This is a genomic window from Candidatus Chloroploca mongolica, from assembly GCF_004762035.2.
GTDB classification, from domain to species: Bacteria; Chloroflexota; Chloroflexia; order Chloroflexales; family Chloroflexaceae; genus Chloroploca; species Chloroploca mongolica.
On record NZ_SIJK02000006.1, the window covers coordinates 165,617 to 170,976 of the forward strand.

Annotated in this window: 1 protein-coding gene; it reads right to left on the reverse strand. The window is 56.8% G+C overall.

What is annotated here, in order from left to right; genetic code table 11:
• Positions 1-4,888, reverse strand: a 4,888-nt coding sequence (locus EYB53_RS26200) for a S8 family serine peptidase (RefSeq protein WP_167857271.1), incomplete at its 3' end; no start/stop codon positions are given.
• Between the last annotated feature and the right edge of the window lie 472 nt (positions 4,889-5,360).

Here is a 5,360-nt window from a genome sequence, read left to right on the forward strand (position 1 = left end):
TATCGGTTAGGTTGCCGGTATTGGTCAGCGCCAGGGTGTACGTGACGACCGTGCCAGGACGTCCCGAGCCAGTTGAGGTAGCGGCGCGCAGATCGACCCCATATTGCACAGCTTCCACCGTCATACTGACCGGCACTGTGATCAGAGGCTTGAAGGGATCATTGCTATGCAGGCAGAGATACGCTTCATACGCACCGGGGGCAACCCCTGTAGCATTGAGGGTCACAGTCACCTGGCTTGAAGCTCCGGGCAAGGTCGTACCACTGGTGGGATCGACGGACATCCAGGCGACATCAGATGGATTGCTGCATCCCACCACTTTTCGTAGCTGGAAGGGCATACCCTGATTGGTACTTGACCCGATATCCTGCAGTGGCACCCAGCCAGTGTCGCCGCGTTGCAGAGCATTGCCGGTGACGGTCTGGCTAATGACGGTAATCGGTGGCTGCCATGGCCCCGAGGCGAGGCTGCCAGCCAGTTGCCAATCGAGCCAGTAGGTGCCAGGTGGCAGATCAACGCCTGCACGACCGACGATCGCCATGATTGGTCGTTCAGTTAAGGTGGGATTGGTGTCAATGACCCGGTAGGCATTGGTCCAACTACTCTCAACAAACCGATTGGTCGTCGTATCACCAAAGACAACCATACTCGCCGGATCATCTGGTGGGCCATTCCAGATCTGGAAGTTTACCCCTGTGAACGTAGAAGCAATCGATGATCCGGTCTGGTACGCATAGAAGACCACCTCATCAACCCTCCAACCGCTGGCATCGGTCACGGTGAACTGATCAGAGATGCGGAAATGAGGGCCTGGAGCGAGCAGCCCTGTGGCAAACCCAAGGGTGCTCATACCCAGGCTCGTCTGCAGCAAGCTCAGATCAGCGCCATCTGGTCCATCACCAAAGCTGGTAATAAAGGGGCCATTGTCATACAGCACCGTTAGCGTAGGTACCGCTGATGGCGCAATGCCAACCGACGCTGCGCCTGGAGCTTCTTCGATGTACCAGGCCAGATCGGCCAGACCCGTATTGCTGATTGTGAGCGCGTGCGTTGTGGTCGTTTCGACAGATTGGACAGCGGCAATGGCTGCGACGTCAACCTCAATCTCGGGAACAGTGACAACGTCGAGGGTCACTGGCACTACGACCATAGGCTGATTCGGATCGTTGCTATTGACACACAAGAGGGCCGAGTACTGACCAACTGCCAGACCAGTCGCATCAAGCGTGGCCGTGACTGCCGTCGTGGCACCAGGTGCAGTTGTCCCGCTCGTGGGCTCAATGGTTAACCAGGGGACATCAGCGGGTGCCAGACAGGCATTGCTACTCGTTCCCTGGGCACGGATCATCCAGTTACCGGGCCCCCCAAGGGTATCAATGAGACGAAAGGTGCCCAGCGGCAACGCCGGTGGGTTGCCAGGTGCCGCATCGCCGAAACCGATCCACGAACGCTGCTGGCTGTTTGTCTGATCAAGCGCTGCCGGGAAAACACCTGCTGTGACTGAGCCACGATTCACCACCCCTATGAGCACATCACCAGGGCCATTCAGCGTGACAGAGATCGGATAGGTCGAGAAAGCATCCAGGGATTGTACCGTCTGGCCGGTCAGCGAGGCAACATGGGTTGCCCCATTGCTCGGATCACCGTCGGCATCCTCGTAGACATAGAGATCAACCGCATCGCCAATTTGCGGTCCGTTGCTTGAACGGAACAGCACCTGAATCTGATCGAGGGTCAAAGGATAAGCAACTGCCCCCGGGGTAAAGCGGTTCAACCAGAGAAAATGCCCCCCTGAAGTGAGGCCGATAGCATTTTCTGCCGTGCCATCATCCAGGATGAGATTGACCTGACCGGGAGCATTCGCTGGCAGCATAACGCTGCTCACCGTGGGTGAAGCTTCACCCCGGATCGTCGCTGAACTCACGAGCTTTGGATGCAGGCTGGGCGCACGACGTTCCAGTCCCTCATCTTCCGGTAGTTCCAGCAGAACGGTAGTTTGCGAAGCTTCATCAATTGACCAGGTCAGATCGGTACCACCCTCGTTGCCAATCGTCAACACATGCGTTGTGATCGCATCCACCGGTTGCGTCGCAGCCAGTAGCCCAGGGGTAACCGTTATCCCTGGGGTCGCAGCAACCGGCAAAACGACAACCGGAAGGTTGGTGGCAGCCACACGTCTGACACCACTATCCTGACAGGTATTGCTCTCGACCTGCATGGTGTAGGTTCCCGTCACATTGTTTGCAAAGGTGGTCAGCACCACATCAACCTGACCAGCCAGCAGATTGCTCACTTCAAGTTCAGACTGCAAACCACCAGAAGCAGCATCATCGTTATAGGCCACCGTGTTGAGGCATGGTTGCGTGGGGTCAAACGGATTCGCTGAGCCGTCTGGGGCCTGATAGAAGACAAGCACAGTATCCATGCTTGTCCCACCTACCGTACTCGCCAGGAGATGATGCGGTTCTGGCCCTCCCAGGTTGTAGGAATAGACCTCATGGTGTACAGCCGTGCCAGTTGGAGATAGATTACAACTCGCCCCAGCGCCGGATGGTCTATGGAAGACTGGGGTCGCTGCGGTCAACTCACCGGTTTCAGGCCCTGCCGGGCAGGTTGTACTGTTCGGGTTGAGCAGTGGCGCTGGATGCGTTGCACGTGTCTGCAGGGTGATGCGGCCAAAGGCAAATTCATCCAGCGGGAGCCCTGAGACGTCGGCTGTTATGGTGAGCACCTGGGTCGCTCCAGGGTTGATCGTAAAGCTTGCCGGGGTAACCGTTGCCGACATGCCAGTTGGGCCAGCAAACGATGCCGTGTAGGTTACGGGCTGGGTCAGCACGCTCTTGATGGTGCGCGTCCAGGTGCATTGCCCTGCGCAATTATAATTGACCAGGCCTGGCTGGTTCAAGGTTTTAGGATCACCACCGGCTAATGGATCAGCCGCAAGATAATTCACGCCAGTTTCATCAAACACAAGGCCAACCGTGCTTGCCCGGGCGAGATTCAGCCGTCCTGCGCCAACATCAAAGGCGTCAGCGGGCGTTAGACCATCCTCTTTGCGCAGGTCATTCACGGCTGTAGTTGCCATTGCCGACCGAATCTCGGCGGGCGACCAGGAAGGGTGCAGCGCCATCATCAGTGCCGCTGACCCCGCGCCGTGGGGTGACGACATCGAGGTGCCCTGCAAAAAGCCATATTGCACTGGGTTGCCGGAATCAGCAGCGACAGCGGCAAGGATATTGACGCCGGGGGCGGTATAGTCGGGCTTGATCAACTCAAACTGACTAGGCCCACGCGAACTGAAACCAGCCACAATATGCTGCCAGGCGTCCTCATAGATCAGCGACGTTGCGGCATTGATCCGTACCTGGGTGGTTGTCGGATTGGCAAGGACATAATCACGCAGCGCCGCTCCGCTGGCAAGATCGAGCATGACCACTGGCGGTGAGCCAGTCAAACCGCCAGCAGCAATGGGTGGCCCGCCAACATTGTTGAAGAGCACCACCCCCGTTGCGCCGGCATTGACAGCATTCGTGGCCTTGGTTTCAAACGGACAGCTACCCCGTTGAATCAGCGCCAGGTTGCCCGTGAACGTCCCTGCGGCAAACGCCTCACAGCCGAGATTATTCGTTGCATCATAACGAAGGCCGCCCGTGATATCTGCAGCAATCAGCGTCCCTTCACCGGGTACAACTGGGAGAGTTTGCAACTCAAGGGGCGTTGTCGGTGCCGTTACATCCAGGGTCTGCACGATGGCTCGATTGTGGGTACTTGCTGCAACTGCCGCATTCCACGGCCCCGTTTTGGCAACCGTGCTCGGGCCAGGGCCTTGATTGCCGGCCGAGGCCGAGACAAAAATACCGGCATTGCTCGCTTCAAGGAAGGCCAGGTCAACCGGATCATTCCAGGGGTTATCGCTACCCGAGATCGAGTAGTTGAGCACATCAACCTGATCATTGAGAATGGCCGAATTGACCGCCTGAATACTACTTGTACTGGGACAACCGGGATCACACACTTTGTAGGCGACAATGTTCGCACGTGGGGCAACGCCCTGAATGGGAAGATCATACGTGTCTGACCCAACGTTGAAGGTAGCAGTGTGGGCATTGCCGCCAGCGGTACTGGCCGTGTGGCTACCATGACCATCCGTATCTTCGGGGCTACCGCCATTATTGTAGAAGTTGTAGGCACCAATGAGCTTGCTATTGCAGAAGCCAGGATTAGCCACACACCAGCCGCGGTAGACGCCTGCCCCATAGGGGTTGGTGTGCGTATACCCATCACCATCTGTCGCCGCAAACGACGGATGTTGTGCATTGATCCCCGAGTCAATCACCCCGATCACGATACCTTCACCACGGCTGGCAACCTGCGCACTGGTCTCACCATTCCAGATCGCAGGGGCACCGATCAAGCCTGGGCCAACATCGGTGGCAAGTTCACGGATTGTGTCGGCATAGACCGCAACCACATCGGGCCGTGCTGCGATACGTTGGGCCTCGTCGTGGCTTACGCGCACGGCGATGGCATTGAGCACCCCGACATAATTGAAGGCAACCTCGACCTGCCGTTGCAGCATCTGGTCAAGCGCAACCTCAAACTGCTTTTGCTTTGTGTTGAGGTACTGGAGATACGCCTGTGACGAGGCAGAGTTCACATCGAGCTTGCGTGCCCCGGTAGCCTCAGGGCTGGTTGCCGGTAGATTGAGCAAGCCCCCCGTGTAACTCGCAAGGGCAGGCTCGGCAAAACGAACAATATACAGGCCCGTCTCGCTCACTTCAAGCTCAGAAGCTGTTGCGACCTCGGCACTGATTGCCGGATCAACTAATTCTTGATCCACAATCTGGGCCTGAGCGCGAAACCCAGATCCAACAGACACAAACAGCATGAAAAGAATGATTAAGAGCGAAATGGATGCGGATCGATGCCTTGCCATGTCTAGCCACCCTTTACTTGAGAGAATCAGAGGTGAAAACTTTATAAAAAAGCAGTCGTGGATCGTAATTCTGGAGGGTCAATAAGGGGAACAGAGCCGCTGAATCGTAGCATAACACACACAATGCGTTGGTAGTGTAATCAAACTTTTCCGTTGTGCAATACCCTCGCCAAAATGACCACCTCGTCGGCCCCTTAACAACCAAACATCTGTACGTCACCATCGTCGCCGAGTGAGCCGTGCCGCTTGAAGAGTCGCGCACAACGGGCTTTTGTCGTATCGTTGGGGTGTCAAACCAAACCAACGACGAAACAACAAAAGCCCATGCGCAATCCTATCACACTCTTGGTCTGTCTGGCACCGTTCGTGCGCAGGGCTGATGCAAAGTCAGGCCCGGAACAAGAGGCGGTCGATGGCGGCCGCC